We start from the raw sequence: 16,653 nt of genomic DNA on the forward strand, positions 1-16,653 counted from the left end.
AAGAGAGCCGCTATCCCCTCGAATCAACAATGATGTTAAGCTTATGCCGCTTGGGGGAGCATGCGGCGTGACGGGTTCGAGACGCCGCCCGTATTTTCCCGGTCAGGCAGTCAGCTCTTGAGGCGTAACGCGCGGCATGATTCGTATCTCGACGATCTTCATCGCCATCTGCATGGTCCTGGTCGCCGCCTCGCTCGGGCTCGTGCTCTACGCGGTCGCCGGCATCAGCGGAACCGAATCCGCGATCGTAGCGCTGACGGCGCTGACCTTCCTGATCCTCTACAATGCAGTGTCGATGCGGTTGCGCGACCGCAACGACGTCGGCGGCCAGATCGCCGACCTTTCGCGCGGCACCGCAGATCTCGCCCGCCAGGTCGCCGAGTTCGGCCGCCGGCTTGCCACGATCGAAGCACGCATCGCCTCCTCCAATTCGACCAACTCAGACCGCATTCAGTCGGTGATCGGCGAGATCAACGAGCTCGGCGGATTGGTGAGGCAGCTCGCCACCACCGTGTCGGCCCATGAGGATCTGATGGCCGGCAACGCGCCGGTGCCGGCCCCAGCTCCGGTCGCAAGGCAGGAGCCGGACGCGCCGCTCGACCTGATGGCCCCGTTCGAAGAGGAGCGGCCGGCTGCCCCTCCCCCGGCGGCCGCGCCGCCGCCGCGGCCGGCAACACCGGCGATTCAGACCCAGACCGCCACTCCGGTTCAGACGGCAAACGGCCGCAACCAGACCCAATTGCTGGCGACGCTCCGCAACGCGATCGACGAGAACCGCATCGACATCTTCCTCCAGCCGATGGTGACGCTGCCGCAGCGCAAGGTCCGCTTCTACGAGGCCGTGACGCGCCTGCGCGACGAGCGCGACCAACTGGTGGCGGCCGAGGAGTTCATCAGCATCGCGGAGGCCTCCGGCCTGATCGGGCGCATCGACAACATGGTGATGCTGCGCTGCGTGCAGGTGCTGCGACGCCTGATGGTACGCAACAAGGAGGTCGGCGTATTCTGCAACGTCGCAGCTTCCACGCTCGGGAATTCCACGACCTTCGCGCAATACCTCGATTTCCTCGAAGCCAATCGGGCGCTGGCGCCCTCGCTGGTGCTGGAATTCAAGCAATCGACCTTCCGCAACCTGGGTCCGGTCGAGACTGAGAATCTCGCCGCGCTCGCCCAGCGCGGCTTCCGTTTCTCGATCGACCATGTCACCGATTTGCGTATCGAACCGCGCGAGCTCGCCGATCGCGGCGTGCGCTTCATCAAGGTGCCCGCCTCGCTCCTGCTCGACCCCAGGCAGGCTTCGGCCTCGGACATCCACCCGTCCGACCTCTCCGACCTGCTCGGCCGCTTCGGCATCGACCTGATCGCCGAGCGCATCGAGGGCGAGCGCGCCGTGATCGACCTGCTCGACTATGACGTGCGGTTCGGCCAGGGGTTCCTGTTCGCGCCGCCCCGGCCATTGCGGCCAGAGGGGTCATCTGCTACCGCCGCGCCGAACCAGGCACAGGACACTCAGGGATCCAATGGCTCCGGCATACCCAGCTCAGGCGCGACGTCGGCTGCGTCTGCGCCACAGCGCGTCACCGGCAACGCCGCGCTCGCGCGCCGCATCTGATCGGCCGCACGCATCATGACCACGCTGCATTTCGCCGAAAGCCTGCGTGAACTCGTGGCGGGCGTGGACGTCGTGCTCAGCGACATCTGGGGCGTGGTCCATAACGGTCTCGAAGCCTTTCCCGAAGCCTGCGAGGCACTGCACACCTATCGCAGCCGCGGCGGTACGGTGATCCTGATCACCAACGCGCCGCGCCCGGCCGACTCTGTGCAGCGGCAGTTGCGCAAGCTAGGCGTCGCCGACGAGACCTATGACGCGATCGTGTCGTCAGGCGACCTGACGCGGCTCTATGTCGCCGACCATCCCGGCCGCAAGATGTTCTGGCTCGGCCCCGAGCGCGACAACTCGATCTATCGCGGCCTCGATGCGGTGACCGCGCCGCTGGAGGAGGCGGATTACATCGTCTGCACCGGCCTCTATGACGACGAGACCGAGACGGCGGAAGACTATCGCGGCATGATGCTGAAGGCGCGCGAGCGCAAGCTGACGCTGGTTTGTGCCAACCCCGACATCGTGGTGGAACGCGGCGACCGGCTGATCTATTGCGCCGGCGCGATCGCGGAGCTCTATCGCGAGCTCGGCGGCGAGGTGATCTTCTACGGCAAGCCGCACCGGCCGATCTATGAGCGCGCGATGGCGCTCGCCGGCGAACGCCAGGGCCACCAGATCGACCGCAAAAAGGTGCTCGCGATCGGCGATTCCGTCCGGACCGACCTCACCGGCGCGCGCGCGTTCGGCATCGATTGCCTGTTCGTGACCCGCGGCATCCATGCCGAGGAGTTCGAGGGTCTCGACCAGCTCGACCCGGCTTCGGTGCTGGAATTGTTCGGCCATCCGCCTAAGGCGCTGATGCGCGAACTGAAGTGGTAGCGAGTTGATCCTCATTCCCGGTTGATATGGGGCGTCGATTCCGGAACGTCGAACCCGACGCAGAAAGCCCGGGACAATCGCCCGGGCCTTCCGAATTCAACCGATGGCTTCGATCGCGCCTTACGCGCTCGCCATGTCCGGGAAGACCGCCTCGATCTTGGTCTTCAGCGTCGCCGCGTTGAACGGCTTGACGATGTAGTTGTTCACCCCGGCCTTCTTGGCCGCGATCACGTTCTCGGTCTTTGATTCGGCCGTGATCATGATGAAGGGCGTGGTGGCGAGGTTCGGATCCGCGCGCACTTCGCGCAGCAGGTCGTAACCCGTCATCGGCTCCATGTTCCAGTCGGAAATCACGAGCCCGTACTTCTTGCCGCGCATCTTGTTCAGCGCTGCCGAACCGTCGCTTGCATCATCGATATTCTCGAAGCCAAGCTGCTTCAGGAGGTTCCTGATGATACGGATCATGGTGCTGTAGTCGTCAACCACCAGAACCGACATCGACAAATCAACCGCCATCTCGACTCCCCCAACGCAAACCCAGGAAATATTACGATCGGACCAGCCGGGCCGGAGCCCCGCGGTTCCATGCCCAAGGACTAGCACCAAGGCGTTAAACAGCGCGTTAACTGGCAACGCCCCCGGTGGACTGAAATCGCTTTCGATGCGGCCGCCCCCTCCCGCTTGACTTCATCCGGCCCGTCGCGCCACGGTCCCGGCCGGTCCCGCCGGTTCGAGATTCCCCTGATGGCTCCGCATTTTACCATTATCCGTGACACCACGCCGGACTCCGCCATTGCAAGGGGGGCCGTGGTCGCCATGGGCAATTTCGACGGCGTTCATCTCGGCCATCGCGCCGTGATCGCTGCAGCCCTGGAAATGGGCCGGATACATGGCCGCCCTGCGCTGGCATTGACCTTCGAGCCGCATCCGCGCCGGTTTTTCAGCCCCAACACCCCGCAATTCCGCCTGACGGACGAGCGTGCCAAGCTGCGGCTTCTGGCCGGCACCGGACTTGACGGCGCCGTGGTCATGACCTTCGACAAGTCCCGCGCCGGGACCAGCGCGCAAGACTTCATTCACCACGACCTGATCGGGCGCCTGGGCATCGGCGGAATCGCCGTCGGCTACGACTTCCACTTCGGCAAGGGTCGGGTCGGCTCGCCGAGCCTCCTCGTCAGCGAGGCGCCCCGGCTCGGCATCGAGGTCGACGTGCAGCCGCATGTCGATATCGACGAGCGGCCGGTCTCGTCCAGCGCGATCCGGATCGCGCTCGCCGAAGGCCAACTCGACGAGGCCACGGCCATGCTCGGCGCGCCCTGGTTCATCACCGGCGAGGTCATCCACGGCGAGAAGCGCGGCCGCGACCTCGGTTATCCCACCGCCAATATCCGCCTAGATGCCAATTGCGGCCTCAAGCACGGCATCTACGCGGTGCGGGTCGGCCGCGGCGCGGAGCGGCTGGACGGGGTCGCAAGCTTCGGCCGCCGCCCGACGTTTGATAATGGTGCGCCGCTGCTGGAGATCTTCCTGTTCGACTTCAAAGGCGATCTTTACGGACAGACGCTCGACTGCGCCTTTATCGGCTTCATCCGCGAGGAGCTGAAATTCGACAGCCTGGAGGCCCTGATCCGCCAGATGGACGACGATTCCGCCCGCGCCCGCGCCATGCTCGCCGCCGCCCCGGACGCGTTTCCGAGGCTTGGTATCATCGATTGAGGTCGGAAACCGGCCCGCCGAACCTTTTGCGCTTCCCCCGCCCCCCTGCTATGGAGAGCCCATGTTTGCGCGGCGCATCATAGGGATTAGCGGCCCGGCTTCCGCCTGAGCCTTCGGCTCGGCGCAAGACCGGGATGTTGTCGTTTCACCCGCGATTCCGCATCGCGATCCGTTCCCGCGCCCTTCCGAGCCAGTCAGCCTCATGTCCGACAAGCCACAAAAGTCCCAAAAATCCGAAGCCAAAGACTATTCGAAAACCCTGTTCCTGCCACAGACCGAATTCCCGATGCGCGCCGGCCTGCCGCAGCGCGAGCCGGAGCTGCTGAAATACTGGAACGACATCGGCCTTTACGACAAGCTGCGCCAGGAAGCCCAGGGCCGCGCCAAATTCGTGCTGCATGACGGCCCGCCCTACGCCAATGGCAACATCCATATCGGCCACGCGCTGAACAAGATCCTCAAGGACGTCGTGACCAAGAGCCAGCAGATGCTCGGCTTCGACTCCAACTATGTGCCTGGCTGGGACTGCCACGGCCTGCCGATCGAATGGAAGATCGAGGAAGAGAACTACCGCTCCAAGGGCAAGCAGAAGCCCGACTTCCGCGACTCCGCTGCGATGGTGGCGTTCCGGAAAGAATGCCGCGCCTATGCGACACACTGGATCAACGTGCAGCGCGAGGAATTCAAGCGCCTCGGCATCATCGGCGACTGGGATCATCCCTACCAGACGATGAGCTATCCCGCCGAAGCGCAGATCGCCCGCGAGCTGATGAAGTTCGCCGCCAACGGGACGCTGTATCGCGGCTCCAAGCCGGTGATGTGGAGCGTGGTCGAGAAGACCGCGCTCGCCGAGGCCGAGGTCGAGTACGAGGACTACACCTCCGACATGGTGTGGGTGAAGTTTCCCGTCACGTCCCCGGCCCATGGTGCGCTCGCCAATGCTTCGGTCGTGATCTGGACCACCACGCCGTGGACACTGCCCGGCAACCGCGCGATCTCGTTCTCACCGAAGATCGCCTACGGCCTCTACAAGGTGACGGATGCGGCCGCGGACAATTGGGCGAAGACCGGCGATCTCCTGATCCTGGCCGACGCGCTTGCCGCAGAGGTGTTCAAGCAGGCGCGCGTCACGGCCTATGAGAAGCTGCGCGACATTCCCGGCGACACCTTGGACGCCGTGGAGTGCGCCCATCCCTTGCGCGGCCTCGATGGCGGCTACGAGTTTATCGTGCCGCTGCTCGCCGGCGAGCATGTTACGGACGATACCGGCACCGGATTCGTGCACACCGCGCCGAGCCACGGCCGCGAAGACTTCGACGTCTGGATGGCCAATACCCGCGAGCTCGATGAGCGCGGCATCTCGACCGCTATCCCCTACACTGTCGACGAGAACGGCGCCTATACCGCGCAGGCCCCCGGCTTCACCGGCAAGCGCGTGCTCAACGACAAGGGTGAGAAGGGCGATGCCAATGAAGCCGTGATCAAGGCGTTGATCGAGGCCGGCAAGCTGCTCGCGCGCGGCCGCCTCAAGCACCAATATCCGCATTCCTGGCGCTCGAAAAAGCCGGTCATCTTCCGCAACACGCCGCAATGGTTCATCGCGATGGACAAGGACATCAGCGAGAATGGCCATGCCAACAAGGGCGATACACTGCGGGCCCGCGCGCTGCATGCGATCTCGGTCACACAATGGGTGCCGCCGTCGGGTGAGAACCGCATCAACGGCATGATCGCCAACCGTCCGGACTGGGTGATCTCGCGCCAGCGCGCCTGGGGCGTTCCGATCGCCGTGTTCGTGCGCGAGAAGAGCGACGGCTCGGCCGAGATCCTGCAGGACGAGACCGTCAATCAGCGCATCACCGAGGCCTTCATGGAGGAAGGCGCCGACGCCTGGTACATGGAAGGCGCCCGCGAGCGCTTCCTTGGATCGCGCGCGAAGGAAGACTGGAAGAAGATCGACGACATCTGCGACGTCTGGTTCGATTCCGGCTCCACACATGCCTTCGTGCTCGAGGATCGCCAGAACTTCCCGCAGCTCGGCAATATCGTCCGCAAGGTCGATGGCGGCGACGACACCGTGATGTATCTGGAAGGCAGCGACCAGCATCGCGGCTGGTTTCACTCCTCGCTGCTGGAGAGCGCCGGCACGCGCGGCCGCGCGCCCTACGACATCGTGCTCACCCATGGCTTCACGCTCGACGAGAATGGCCGCAAGATGTCGAAGTCGATCGGCAACACCGTCGAGCCACAGAAGGTGATCAAGGATTCGGGCGCGGATATCCTGCGCCTGTGGGTCTGCGCCACCGACTATGCCGACGACCAGCGTATCGGCCCGGAGATCCTGAAGAACACCATCGAGACCTATCGCAAGCTGCGCAACACCGTGCGCTGGATGCTGGGAACGCTGGATCACTACAAGCCGGCCGACGCAGTCGCGCCCGCCGACATGCCCGAGCTCGAACGGCTGATGCTGCACGAGCTCGCGGTCCGTGCTGCCGTCGTCCGCAAGGCCTATCAGGAGTTCGACTACAAGACCGTGGTCGCAACCTTGTCCGCCTTCCTGAACAGTGAGCTCTCCGCGTTCTATTTCGACATCCGCAAGGACACGCTGTATTGCGATCCGGCGTCCTCGCCGACGCGCAAGGCGGCGCTGACCACGATCGATCTGTTGTGCAGCTCGATCCTGAAATGGCTGGCGCCGATCCTCAGCTTCACCGCGGAGGAAGCCTGGCGCATGTACAGGCCCGACGCCGAGCCCTCGGTTCATCTGACGCAGTTTCCCGACGACCTCGAAAGCCTGCGCGACGACAAGCTCGCCGCGAAGTGGGAAGCGATCCGCAATGTCCGCCGCCTCGTCACCGGTGCGCTGGAGCTCGAACGCGCCGCCAAGAACATCGGCTCGTCGCTGGAGGCCTCGCCGGTCATCTATGTCGCCGACCGCGACATGCTTGCAACCCTGTTCGACACCGACCTCGCCGAGATCTGCATCACCTCGAACTACGAGGTGCGCGAGGGCGAGGCGCCGGCTTCCGCATTCCGTCTCGATGCCGTGCCAGGCGTCGCAGTCGTGGTGGAGAAGGCGGTCGGCACGAAATGCGCCCGCTCCTGGAAGATTTCGCCGGCGGTGGGTGAAGACCCCGAATATCCCGACGTCACCCCGCGCGACGCCAAGGCGCTGCGTGAATGGAAGGCCCTGGGGGGCAGCGTTTAACTCTGCGTCGTCCCGGCGAAGGCCGGGACCCATAACCACGACCGCCGATTGCAGCGAAGGCCGATGACCACGAGTCCCTCAAACAACTTCCGCCTCGGAGTATGGGTCCCGGCCTTCGCCGGGACGACGGCGGTGTTTGTGGTGGCGACAGAGATCTCCCCTGCATGACCCCGCTCCGCGCCGGCATCCTCGCGGCCCTGGCCACGCTCGTGGCCGACCAGGCCTCAAAGCTCTGGCTGCTGAACGTGTTCGACCTCGCCCGTCGCGGCGCGGTCGAGGTGACGCCGTTCTTCGACCTGGTGCTGGCCTGGAACATCGGCATCAGCTTCGGCTGGCTCCAGAACGACGGCCAGGCTGCGCAAATGGCGCTGATGGCCGTCAAGGTCCTCGCCGTGGTCGCGCTGGCGATCTGGATGGCCCGCTCGCACACCCTGCTGGCAACCATCGCCCTCGGCCTGATCATCGGCGGCGCCATCGGAAATGGCATCGACCGCCTGGCCTACGGCGCGGTGGTCGATTTCGCCCTGTTTCACGTCGAGATCGGCGGAAAAACCTATAATTGGTACGTGTTCAACCTCGCGGACGTCGCCATCGTTGCTGGCGTGGCGGCGCTATTGTATGATTCCTTCCTGGGGGTACCCGCCGCAAAAGCGCCCTGATCCCGGCCGATACGGACCGGCAGGCGGAACCTTGCTTTTGCGAGGGATTATGCCGCGCGAGAGCGGCAAACTGCCACAATTTGGAACAGGTACAGTGATGCGCAGCTCGAAGACCAGCAGTTCGATGGTTGGAGACCCCCGGCAGGGGTTCTGGCGGGCGTTGAAATTGTCCGCTGTCGCGCTCGGCATCGGTCTCGTCATGTCGGCTGGCGCCGCTCGCGCCGGCGACGACGGCGAGGACGATGACGACATGACCTTCGAAGAGAAGCTCATCGACAATCTGATGTCCGGCATCGGCGCCAAGAGCATGGAGAAGAAGGGTATCGAATACCGCGAGCGGTCGCCGCTGGTGGTACCACCCAAGCTCGACCTGCCGCCACCCGCCGGCGTTGAAGCCAAGAACGCACCGAACTGGCCGAAGGACCCTGACGAGAGGCGCCGCAAGGAGGCCATCGCGCAGCGGAAGAAGGCCGTCAAGGCCACGGAGAGCTGGCAGGCAGGCCGGGCGTTGTCGCCCGCCGAGATGGAGGTCGGCAGGACAGCCGCACCCGAGCGCACGAGCAATGATCCTATTCAGCCGGGCACCAACGGCAATCCGTCGCTCAGCCCGGCCCAGCTCGGTTTCACCGGCGGCCTGTGGGGCATGATGTCGAACAACAAAGGCGAGGCCAAGCAATTCACGACCGAGCCGCCGCGCCAGTCACTGGTCGAGCCGCCGCCGGGCTACCAGACGCCGTCGCCGAGCTACGCCTATGGCGCCGGAGAGGACAAGACGAGGCGGACCTATTTCGACATCATGTCCGGCAAGGACAAGGAACAATAGCCTCCTGTCCCTTTGCGACATCCCGACAGACCCGGTCCCGCGCCGGCGGCTCGTGCGCGCCGGACGCGGTCTTTAATTGCTTATCAGTAACTTGCGCCCGAGTTGAGTTCTCTGCTTCGTGACGCGAAGCGTTTGCCGCACGGTGTACCATGCCGTGCCTCCGAGCCGGACACCCGGGCTCGGCCTTTCAGAAGGATCATGATGTCCTCTTACCGATCGGCTGCCCGCCTCCTTGCCGCGCTGCTTTCGACGAGTGTTCTGACGGCCGGCGCATCCCTTGCGCAGACCACGGTGACATCGGCTCCGCCCGCCAGCTTCACGCTTGCTAATGGCATGCAGGTCGTGGTGATTCCCGACCACCGCACGCCCGTCGTCACGGAAATGATCTGGTACAAGGTCGGCTCGGCGGACGAGACGCCGGGCAAGTCCGGGCTCGCGCACTTCCTCGAGCACCTGATGTTCAAGGGTACATCGAAGCATCCGGTCGGCGAATTCTCCCAGACCGTGCTCCGCGTCGGGGGCAACGAGAACGCCTCGACCTCGGTCGACTACACCAACTATTACCAGCGGGTGCCGAAAGAGCAGCTGCCGAAGATGATGGAGTTCGAGGCCGACCGCATGACCGGCCTGATCCTCAAGGACGAGAACGTGCTGCCGGAGCGTGACGTCGTGCTCGAAGAGTACAACATGCGCGTCGCCAACAATCCGGACGCGCGGCTAAACGAGCAGATCATGGCCGCGCTCTATCTCAACCATCCCTACGGCCGGCCGGTGATCGGCTGGCACCAGGAGATCGAGAAGCTCGATCGCGAGGATGCGCTAGCCTTCTACCGCCGCTTCTATGCGCCGAACAACGCGACCCTCGTGATCGCCGGTGACGTCGAGCCCGCCGACATCCGCCCGCTGGTCGAGCGCAATTTCGGGTCCATCCCGGCCCAACCGGCGATCCCGGCGCGCCGCGTCCGCCCGCAGGAGCCGGAGCCCGCGGCGCCGCGCACCGTGACCCTGGCCGATCCGCGCGTCGAGCAACCCGGTTTGCGGCGCTATTACCTGGTGCCCTCGGCGACCACGGCTGCAGCCGGCGAAAGCGCGGCCCTCGACGTGCTGGCGCAGCTGATGGGCAGCGGCAACAATTCCTATCTCTACCGCGCGCTCGTGGTCGACAAGCCGCTCGCGGTCTCCGCCAGCGCCAGCTATTCGAGCATCTCGCTCGACCCGACCCAGTTCGCGATCTCGGCTTCCCCCAAATCCGGCGTCAGCTTCGCCGAGGTCGAGCAGGTGATCGACGGCGTCATTGCCGACATCGCGCAAAATCCGATCCGTGCCGAGGATCTCGAGCGGGTCAAGACCCAGCTCATCGCCGAGGCCATCTACGCCCAGGACAACCAAGCGGTGCTGGCACGCTGGTATGGCGGTGCATTGACCACAGGCCTGTCGATCGAAGACATCCGGAGCTGGCCCGATCGCATCCGCGCCGTCACCGCCGAGCAGGTCCGCACCGTCGCGCAGAAATGGCTCGAGAAGAAGCGCTCGGTGACGGGCTATCTGATCAAGGACACCGGCGCCGCCAAGCGCGAGGAGAAGCGTTCGTGACCTATCCCTTCCTTCGACGTGTTGCATTCTCCTTTGCCACCGGCGCGGCACTCGCGCTTGCTACCGTCTCTCCGTCGCAGGCGGCTGCAAAGATCCAGCACTTGACCTCGCCGGGCGGCATCGAAGCCTGGTTCGTGCAGGATGCGACCGTGCCGCTGATCGCCATGGAATATTCCTTTGCCGGCGGCTCGGCCCAGGATCCCAAGGACAAGTCGGGCGTCGCCAATCTGGTCGGCGATCTCCTCGACGAAGGCTCCGGCGATCTCGATTCCAAGACCTTCCATGAGCGGCTCGATCGCCGCGCCATCGAGCTCTCTTTCAGCGCCACCCGCGACACGTTCCGCGGCAGCCTGCGCATGCTGCGCGACAACAAAGACGAGGCCTTCGACCTGCTGCGAAGCGCGCTGACCTCGCCGCATTTCGAAACCGCCGACGTCGAACGCATTCGCTCGCAGGTAATCTCGGGCCTGCGCCGCGAGACCACCAACCCGACCTCGCTGGCGAGCCGCAAATTCCTGGAGGTTGCCTTCGGCGATCATCCCTATAGCCGGCAGTCCAACGGCAACCTCGACAGCGTTCCAACCATCACGGTTGCCGACATGAAGGATTATGTCGCCCGCGTGCTCGCCAAGGACACGCTCAGGATCGCGGTGGTTGGCGACGTGGATCCCGATTCGCTCGGAAAGCTTCTCGACCACACGTTTGGCAGCCTGCCCGCCAAGGCTAACCTCGTGCCGGTCCCCGACGTCGAGGCCGCCAAGCCGCCGCAACGCGCCTTCGTGGCGCTCGACGTGCCCCAGACCGTGATCACCTTCGGCGGCCCCGGGGTGAAACGCAGCGATCCGAACTTCATGGCAGCCTATGTCGTCAACCACATCCTCGGCGGCGGCGGGTTGTCCTCGCGGCTCTATCGCGAGGTGCGCGAGAAGCGCGGGCTGGCCTATTCGGTGTTCGAATCGCTGCTCTGGATGGAGCATTCGGCGGTCTTCATTGGCAATACCGGCACCCGCGCCGACCGCGCCGGCGACACTATCGACGCGATCGACAAGGAAGTGCGCCGGATCGCCGAGGAAGGCCCGACGCAGAAGGAGCTCGACGAGGCCAAGTCCTACCTCAAGGGCTCGCAGATGCTGGCGCTCGACACCTCCTCGAAGCTCGCGCAGGCGCTGCTGCAATATCAGCAGGACAAGCTGCCGATCGACTATATCGAGAAGCGCAACGCCGTCGTCGATGCGGTCACCATGGACGACGCCAAGGCGGCCGCAAGGCGCCTCTGGGGCCAGGGCCTGCTGACCGTCGTCGTCGGCCGCGCTCCGCAGGCCGCGGCGCAACCGGCAGCCGCACCGGCGACGAAGTCGAACTGACGTCTTTCTTACGCTTCCTGAAATGGCCGGGCTCGCCCGGCCATTTGCATTTCGGGGCGCCATTGCCGAACTTGGGCGTCCGGGATATGTCCGGGCATCACGAATGGTGCCACCATGCTGCGGATATCCCGCGATCTCGTCATCGACGAGGACGACATCGAGATCGGCTTTGTCCGCGCCTCCGGCCCGGGCGGGCAGAACGTCAACAAGGTCGCGACCTCGGCGCAATTGCGCTTCGACACCCGGAAGCTGACGCTGCCGGAGGATGCCGCGTTGCGCCTCGCCCGGCTCGCAGGGCAACGCATGACCAAGGACGGCGTGATCGTGATCCAGGCCCAACGCTTCCGCACGCAGGAGCGCAACCGCCAGGACGCCATCGACCGCCTTACGGAGATGCTCGGCGAAGCCATGGTCCGGCCGAAGCCGCGACGCGCGACAAAGCCGACCTTTGGCTCCAAGCAGCGCCGGCTCGAGGGCAAGAAGCGCCGCAGCGACATCAAGTCGAAGCGCGGCGGGCATTTCGACGACTAGCAGAGACTGCAAAAGAACTCCGGCCGCACGGCGACCGGAGTTCTGCCGTCTCACTCCATTGGCTAGTAGCGCTTGCCCGTCGCTGCACCGCCCGTCGCGGACTCGTCGGCCGTCCCTTTGTGTGCAGCACTGCCCGTGGTGCCAACCGTGCCCCTGGTGCCCTTCGTCGGCTTCATGCCCGTCGTCTCGCCTCCCGCGCCCGGCTGGGCGCTCATCTCCTCGTCGCCGCTGCCCATCGTGCTACCTTGCATGGGTTTGCTTTGCACCGTGCCGCTAGACTTGGCGCCAGACGACGTACTTTGCGCGAGAGCCGGTGTCACAATGAGGGCCGAGACGGCGCATGCGATTGCGGAGGTCTTCACCAACTTCATCCATTTCTCCTGGATTTTCGCGATGATCGGTTCGGCGGCTTGATGCGCCGTCCGCCCGAGCCGAACCAATCCATCGCGTTGAGCTCGAACGGCGCGACCGCGATGCAATCTGCCTCGTGTGGTGATCGTTTAGGGATTTGACGGCGGTTTCGCGGAATTGTCCTCCGCATATGCGGCAGCGCGGAACAACGCTGCCCGCGCGCATCTCCGCACGCAGCGAAACAGCCCGCTACTACCACGGCTTGTTTTGCCGCGCCTAGAATTTGCGCACGCTGAATTGACGTGGATGGGCGGACTTTTGACGATGCGCGCGATCGTGCTGGGGTTGTGCACCGCGATGGTGCTGGCGATGCGGGTGGCCGAGGCGCAAATGCCCTTGCCGGCTGCAAAGCCGCCGGATGGCGCGACACTGTTCAAGCAGCAATGCGCGGTGTGCCACACCATGAACCTGTCAGAACCGGTGCGGCAGGGTCCGCCGCTGGTCAGGATCGTCGGGCGGCCCGCCGGCAAGGTCGAAGGCTTTCACTATTCAGAGCCCCTCGCACAAGCAGCCTTCGCCTGGGACGAGACGAAGCTAGACGCCTGGCTGACCGATCCGCAAACCGTGATTCCCGGCGTGGTCATGGTCTACCGGCAGGCGAAGCCGGAGACGCGCGCCGCCATCATCGCCTTTCTTAAGGAGCAGAACTGAATGGCAAAGCCGGTCCATTCCATGATCCGCGCACTCGACGAGGCGCGCTCGCTCGACTTCTACCAGCGGGCCTTTGGCCTGGAAGTCACCGACCGTCTGAAGTTCGCAGACTTTGCCCTGATCTATCTGCGTCATCCCTCCTCATCCTTCGAGTTGGAGCTGACGGTCAATTTCGATCGCAAGGAGCCGTATGCGCTCGGCGACGGCTACGGACATCTCGCCGTGGTGGTCGAGGATCTCGATGCCGAGCATGCCCGCTTCGGGCGCCAGAAGCTCGCACCGGGCCCGCTGCGCGACTTCAAGCACGACGGCAAAACGCTCGCGCGCTTCTTCTTCGTCAGCGACCCCGACGGCTACAAGATAGAGGTGATCCAGCGCGGCGGACGTTTCAACTAACCAAATCAAAAATCAAGATCAACGGAGGAATGCCATGAGAGAAGTCGATCGACGAAGCAAGCACAGCCGCCGCGTCTTTCTCAAGGGCGCCGCGACCGCCGTGCCGGTCGCGGCAGTCGCGGCCAGCGTCGCCGTCAGCGTCGAGGGCGCATGGGCCGACGAGACCAGTGCGCTTTCGCCCACAACGATGAAGACGCTGCTGAAGGTCGCGCGCGACATTTATCCGCACGACGTCCTCGGCGACAGCTACTACATCACCGCGATCAAGCCGTGGGACGGCAAGGCGGCGAAGGACGCGTCCGTCAAGTCGCTGATCAGCGACGGCATCACACGGCTCGATCAGAATGCGCGTGATCGCCACAAGGTGGCTTACGCCGAAGTGCCCTGGGAAGCCGACCGCGTGGTGCTCCTGAAGGAGATCGAGCAGAGCGAGTTCTTCCAGAAGGTGCGCGGCGATCTCATCGTCTCTCTCTACAACCAAAAAGAGGTCTGGCCGCGGTTCGGCTACGAGGGCTCCTCGGCCGAGCACGGCGGCTACATCAACCGCGGCTTCGCCGACATCGACTGGCTGCCGAAGGCTTAACGTCCACCCCAACGGTTCAGGAGAACGCATATGGCAAAATTCGATCTGAACGACTCCGGCGTTGTGGTGATCGTCGGCTCCGGTGCCGGCGGCGGCACACTGGGCAACGAACTCGCACAGAAGGGCATCAAGGTCGTCATTCTCGAAGCAGGTCCCCGCATCGAAAATCAGGACTTCGTCAATGACGAGTGGGAGAGTTTCTCCCAACTCGCGTGGACCGATGCCCGCACCACATCGGGAACATGGCGCGTCGCAAAAGACTTCTCGGGTCTTCCCGCCTGGATCGTCAAAGCGGTCGGCGGCTCGACCACACACTGGGCCGGCGCATCGCTGCGGTTCGAGGAGCACGAGTTCAAGGTGAAGAGCACCTACGGCAACCTTCCCGGCGCCAACCTGCTGGACTGGCCGGTCACGCTCGCCGAGATGGAGCCGTGGTACGCCAAGGCCGAGAACAAGATGGGCGTGACCCGCACCAACGGCATTCCCGGACTTCCCGGCAACAATAACTTCAGGGTGATGGAGGCCGGCGCGAAAAAACTCGGATACAAAACCGTGCATACCGGCAACATGGCGATCAACAGCCAACCGCGCGATGGCCGCGGCGCCTGTCAGCAGATCGGCTTCTGCTTCCAGGGCTGCAAATCAGGCGCGAAATGGTCGACGCTCTACACCGAGATCCCCAAGGGCGAGGCGACCGGCAATCTTGAGGTCCGCCCCGCGAGCATGGCGGTCAAGATCGAGCATGACGCGGGCGGCAAGGTCACCGGCGTGGTGTACGCCGACGAGACTGGCGCGATGCAGCGCCAGAAGGCCCGCATCGTTGCGGTGGCCGGCAATTCGATCGAAAGCCCGCGGCTGCTGTTGAACAGCGCATCCACGATGTTTCCGGACGGCCTCGGCAATTCATCAGGCCAGGTCGGCCGCAACTACATGCGCCACATGACCGGCAGCGTCTACGCCGTGTTCGAGAAATCGGTGCACATGTATCGCGGCACCACCATGGCCGGCATCATCCGCGACGAGGCCGCAAATAATCCGAAGCGCGGCTTCGTCGGCGGGTACGAGATGGAGACATTGTCGATCGGCCTGCCCTTCATGGCGGCGTTCCTCAACCCCGGCGCCTGGGGACGCCCGTTCACCGCAGCGCTCGACGGCTATCCCCGGATGGCCGGTATGTGGCTCGTCGGCGAGGACATGGCGCAGGAAACCAACCGCATCACGCTCGATCCGACCGTGAAGGACAAGTTTGGCCAGCCGGTCGCAAGCGTGCACTTCGACGATCATCCCAACGATCTCGCGATGCGCGCTCACGCGTACAAGCAGGGTGCGGCGGTCTACGACGCCGTCGGCGCCACCGTGAGCTATCCGACACCGCCCTATCCGAGCACGCACAATCTCGGCACCAACCGGATGAGCGAGAAGCCGCGAGACGGCGTGGTCAACAAGTTCGGCCAGAGCCACGACGTCAAGAACCTGTTCGTCTCCGACGGCAGCCAGTTCACCAGCGGCGCAGCCTGCAATCCGACGCTGACCATCGTCTCGCTCGCGATCCGGCAGGCGGATTACATTGCGGGTGCGATGCAGAAGAAGGAGATTTGATCCAATCTCGTTCGTCGTCCTGGCGAAAGCCAGGACCCATTGCCCCGGGAAGGAGTTCGGCGAAGGCTCGTTGTTCGGGACTCATACCGCCCATCGCTGATGGATTCCGCGGTATGGGTCCTGGCCTTCGCCAGGACGACATCAGGGCTATTCCGCTGCATCGAGGATGGGCGCAACCGTCGTCTTGAACGCCTGCACCGGCGCTGCCGTCTTGGAGCGGTAGATCAGGCAGGAGCAGCGCAGCAACGAAGCGAAATTGTTGACCTCGCCGTGATGGTCGAGCACCTCGGTGTAGAGCGTCGTCAGGAACTTGCCGACGCTCATGTTCTCCTTGGCCGCGATCTCCTCCAGCGTGTCCCAGAATGCCATTTCCAGCCGGATCGAGGTGCAATGCCCACCGATCCGCAACGAGCGGGTCTGGGATTCGTAGTCGCCTTGGGGCTGATGCGCGAAGAGATGGCACATGGCGTCCTCCCGTCCTGTTGCCTTTTTTCGCGATGCTACACCGCAGCCCGGCACCCCACAATCGGGACGGCAGCCGGGTATTGATCCATCCAGTTGCGCGATTTTCTCGAACGTCCAATCCCTTCAATGCGATAGACGGCCCTTTTCCCCAACCCGCCATGTTCCTGTT

The 16,653-nt window shown here is 64.4% G+C and carries 16 protein-coding genes; 13 read left to right on the forward strand and 3 right to left on the reverse strand.

Annotated elements, in window-relative coordinates; all coding sequences use genetic code 11:
• Positions 1-136: 136 nt before the first annotated feature.
• Both AC0L3S_RS07740 and AC0L3S_RS07745 read left to right on the forward strand, forming a co-directional pair.
• Positions 137-1,612 carry an EAL domain-containing protein gene (locus tag AC0L3S_RS07740; protein ID WP_473278620.1) on the forward strand — a complete coding sequence of 492 codons (1,476 nt, stop codon included), beginning with the start codon at positions 137-139 and terminating at the stop codon, positions 1,610-1,612.
• Between the two features lie 15 nt (positions 1,613-1,627).
• Positions 1,628-2,482 (forward strand): TIGR01459 family HAD-type hydrolase, encoded by an 855-nt coding sequence (locus AC0L3S_RS07745; RefSeq protein WP_473262567.1) that lies wholly within the window; start codon positions 1,628-1,630, stop codon positions 2,480-2,482.
• Between the two features lie 120 nt (positions 2,483-2,602).
• Here AC0L3S_RS07745 and AC0L3S_RS07750 read toward each other — a convergent pair whose 3' ends face one another.
• Positions 2,603-2,998: a response regulator gene (locus tag AC0L3S_RS07750; RefSeq protein ID WP_007596883.1), complete on the reverse strand. Its 396-nt coding sequence runs from the start codon at positions 2,996-2,998 to the stop codon at positions 2,603-2,605.
• A 228-nt stretch (positions 2,999-3,226) separates the two neighbouring features.
• Here AC0L3S_RS07750 and AC0L3S_RS07755 point away from each other — a divergent pair, with 228 nt between their 5' ends.
• The 7 genes from AC0L3S_RS07755 (at position 3,227) to arfB (ending at position 12,379) form a co-directional block, all read left to right on the forward strand.
• Complete coding sequence (locus AC0L3S_RS07755; protein ID WP_473278621.1) at positions 3,227-4,198, forward strand: bifunctional riboflavin kinase/FAD synthetase; 972 nt, start codon at positions 3,227-3,229, stop codon at positions 4,196-4,198.
• A 202-nt stretch (positions 4,199-4,400) separates the two neighbouring features.
• Positions 4,401-7,409 carry an isoleucine--tRNA ligase gene (gene ileS, locus AC0L3S_RS07760; protein ID WP_473278622.1) on the forward strand — a complete coding sequence of 1,003 codons (3,009 nt, stop codon included), beginning with the start codon at positions 4,401-4,403 and terminating at the stop codon, positions 7,407-7,409.
• A 164-nt stretch (positions 7,410-7,573) separates the two neighbouring features.
• On the forward strand, positions 7,574-8,068 hold the full coding sequence (gene lspA, locus AC0L3S_RS07765) for a signal peptidase II (RefSeq protein ID WP_473278623.1): 495 nt from the start codon (positions 7,574-7,576) through the stop codon (positions 8,066-8,068).
• Between the two features lie 97 nt (positions 8,069-8,165).
• Positions 8,166-8,891, forward strand: a complete 726-nt coding sequence (locus AC0L3S_RS07770; RefSeq protein ID WP_473262720.1) for a hypothetical protein — start codon at positions 8,166-8,168, stop codon at positions 8,889-8,891.
• Positions 8,892-9,089: 198 nt separating this feature from the next.
• A complete protein-coding gene (locus AC0L3S_RS07775; RefSeq protein WP_473262561.1) occupies positions 9,090-10,484 on the forward strand; it encodes a M16 family metallopeptidase in 1,395 nt (464 codons plus the stop codon).
• Positions 10,481-11,848, forward strand: a complete 1,368-nt coding sequence (locus AC0L3S_RS07780; protein WP_473262560.1) for a M16 family metallopeptidase — start codon at positions 10,481-10,483, stop codon at positions 11,846-11,848. The genes AC0L3S_RS07775 and AC0L3S_RS07780 overlap by 4 nt, the downstream gene beginning before the upstream one ends.
• A gap of 114 nt (positions 11,849-11,962) precedes the next feature.
• On the forward strand, positions 11,963-12,379 hold the full coding sequence (arfB, locus tag AC0L3S_RS07785) for an alternative ribosome rescue aminoacyl-tRNA hydrolase ArfB (protein WP_247352946.1): 417 nt from the start codon (positions 11,963-11,965) through the stop codon (positions 12,377-12,379).
• Between the two features lie 62 nt (positions 12,380-12,441).
• Here arfB and AC0L3S_RS07790 read toward each other — a convergent pair whose 3' ends face one another.
• Complete coding sequence (locus tag AC0L3S_RS07790) at positions 12,442-12,750, reverse strand: hypothetical protein (RefSeq protein ID WP_473278624.1); 309 nt, start codon at positions 12,748-12,750, stop codon at positions 12,442-12,444.
• Between the two features lie 304 nt (positions 12,751-13,054).
• Between AC0L3S_RS07790 and AC0L3S_RS07795 the strand changes: the two genes are divergently transcribed.
• From AC0L3S_RS07795 to AC0L3S_RS07810, 4 genes are read left to right on the forward strand one after another with little or no spacing between them, the layout of a single operon-like run.
• Complete coding sequence (locus AC0L3S_RS07795; RefSeq protein WP_473262558.1) at positions 13,055-13,441, forward strand: c-type cytochrome; 387 nt, start codon at positions 13,055-13,057, stop codon at positions 13,439-13,441.
• The gene (locus AC0L3S_RS07800; RefSeq protein ID WP_473262557.1) at positions 13,442-13,837 is read left to right on the forward strand and encodes a VOC family protein; all 396 of its coding nucleotides are present in this window, start codon (positions 13,442-13,444) and stop codon (positions 13,835-13,837) included.
• A gap of 34 nt (positions 13,838-13,871) precedes the next feature.
• Entirely contained in the window at positions 13,872-14,420 is a 549-nt protein-coding gene (locus tag AC0L3S_RS07805) for a gluconate 2-dehydrogenase subunit 3 family protein (RefSeq protein ID WP_354061512.1), read from the forward strand.
• A gap of 30 nt (positions 14,421-14,450) precedes the next feature.
• Positions 14,451-16,019 carry a GMC family oxidoreductase gene (locus AC0L3S_RS07810; RefSeq protein WP_473262556.1) on the forward strand — a complete coding sequence of 523 codons (1,569 nt, stop codon included), beginning with the start codon at positions 14,451-14,453 and terminating at the stop codon, positions 16,017-16,019.
• A 147-nt stretch (positions 16,020-16,166) separates the two neighbouring features.
• On the opposite strand, the gene AC0L3S_RS07815 is transcribed toward AC0L3S_RS07810, so the two are convergent.
• Positions 16,167-16,484 carry a ribbon-helix-helix domain-containing protein gene (locus AC0L3S_RS07815; protein WP_018453472.1) on the reverse strand — a complete coding sequence of 106 codons (318 nt, stop codon included), beginning with the start codon at positions 16,482-16,484 and terminating at the stop codon, positions 16,167-16,169.
• Between the last annotated feature and the right edge of the window lie 169 nt (positions 16,485-16,653).

This window comes from Bradyrhizobium sp. Ken01, from assembly GCF_055807355.1.

Coding starts and splice junctions, on each gene's coding strand:
- AC0L3S_RS07740 (WP_473278620.1), top strand. CDS start 137: ATGATTCGTATCTCGACGATCTTCATCGCCATCTGCATGGTCCTGGTC.
- AC0L3S_RS07745 (WP_473262567.1), top strand. CDS start 1,628: ATGACCACGCTGCATTTCGCCGAAAGCCTGCGTGAACTCGTGGCGGGC.
- AC0L3S_RS07750 (WP_007596883.1), bottom strand. CDS start 2,998: ATGGCGGTTGATTTGTCGATGTCGGTTCTGGTGGTTGACGACTACAGC.
- AC0L3S_RS07755 (WP_473278621.1), top strand. CDS start 3,227: ATGGCTCCGCATTTTACCATTATCCGTGACACCACGCCGGACTCCGCC.
- ileS (WP_473278622.1), top strand. CDS start 4,401: ATGTCCGACAAGCCACAAAAGTCCCAAAAATCCGAAGCCAAAGACTAT.
- lspA (WP_473278623.1), top strand. CDS start 7,574: ATGACCCCGCTCCGCGCCGGCATCCTCGCGGCCCTGGCCACGCTCGTG.
- AC0L3S_RS07770 (WP_473262720.1), top strand. CDS start 8,166: ATGCGCAGCTCGAAGACCAGCAGTTCGATGGTTGGAGACCCCCGGCAG.
- AC0L3S_RS07775 (WP_473262561.1), top strand. CDS start 9,090: ATGATGTCCTCTTACCGATCGGCTGCCCGCCTCCTTGCCGCGCTGCTT.
- arfB (WP_247352946.1), top strand. CDS start 11,963: ATGCTGCGGATATCCCGCGATCTCGTCATCGACGAGGACGACATCGAG.
- AC0L3S_RS07790 (WP_473278624.1), bottom strand. CDS start 12,750: ATGAAGTTGGTGAAGACCTCCGCAATCGCATGCGCCGTCTCGGCCCTC.
- AC0L3S_RS07795 (WP_473262558.1), top strand. CDS start 13,055: ATGCGCGCGATCGTGCTGGGGTTGTGCACCGCGATGGTGCTGGCGATG.
- AC0L3S_RS07800 (WP_473262557.1), top strand. CDS start 13,442: ATGGCAAAGCCGGTCCATTCCATGATCCGCGCACTCGACGAGGCGCGC.
- AC0L3S_RS07805 (WP_354061512.1), top strand. CDS start 13,872: ATGAGAGAAGTCGATCGACGAAGCAAGCACAGCCGCCGCGTCTTTCTC.
- AC0L3S_RS07810 (WP_473262556.1), top strand. CDS start 14,451: ATGGCAAAATTCGATCTGAACGACTCCGGCGTTGTGGTGATCGTCGGC.
- AC0L3S_RS07815 (WP_018453472.1), bottom strand. CDS start 16,484: ATGTGCCATCTCTTCGCGCATCAGCCCCAAGGCGACTACGAATCCCAG.